The 850-nt window shown below is 42.9% G+C and carries 1 protein-coding gene; it reads right to left on the bottom strand.

Annotated features, from left to right (window positions below; translation table 11 throughout):
• Nucleotides 1–850: glucoamylase family protein (locus ACFINZ_RS10285; RefSeq protein WP_375701461.1), on the bottom strand; the 850-nt coding region annotated here is incomplete at both ends.

Genomic DNA, 850 nt, shown 5'->3' with positions numbered 1-850 from the left:
TAATACGTCTACCTTCACCGCACCCTTCAGAAATAACAACACATTCAAGTGTCGATTGAATATCGTCAACCATTTTCCTATATTCAGCTTTTTCATCTGTAAAAATGCTGACAGCTTCTTCTTCAACAACACGTGTTGGTTCACCAGTAACAGACCACCAACGTCCATTATCCGTATTACGGAGGAAGAATAAAGTGCCTTGTTGATCTTCTGTAGGATCAGGAATAAAGCGGGTAATTGCATAATCGTGCCAACGGCTGTAACCGGAACCATTGGCCGTCAACATTATGGAATAAAAACCATGAGATAAAAGCAAAGTTGCGCGTGGTTTGAGCAGTGGGTTAGTGATCATGCGCAAAGGGGCGTCATCAAATTCTCGAGAGTTATTGTGTACAGGGTTAACGACTTTGGTATGAATGATGGGAATTTGGTGCGGTGCTCTTTCCTGTAATAACAATTGTACTGCTTCAATAGCTGGATCACGATGAAAGTGATCACGCATCCGCCCTTGGAAAATCACATTGTTAATAGCAAGAATGGACATACCATGATGGTGTGCATAATAATTGCGCACAACGGCGTATTTTTCTCCTGTCTTTATGCGTGAAGGAGTAAAGTCAACAGAGTCATAATAACCGTATGTTCCTAAAGCTCCAAAGTTACGCAATCGTTTTAAATTGTTTACGGCTTGTGCAGGTGTATACTGCGCTGCTAAAAGGCTAGCGTAGGGGGCAATAACAACATTGCGTGAGAGTCCACGTTGGAGTCCGAGGCGTGGAACACCAAAACTGGCGTATTGGTAATTCATTAAGTGATCGCGGGCGTTAAATGCAGCTTCTGAAATACCCCA

The sequence above is a fragment of the Bartonella sp. AA81SXKL genome (genome assembly GCF_042196945.1).
Lineage (GTDB): Bacteria > Pseudomonadota > Alphaproteobacteria > Rhizobiales > Rhizobiaceae > Bartonella.
This window is presented reverse-complemented; position numbering and strand designations above follow the sequence as displayed.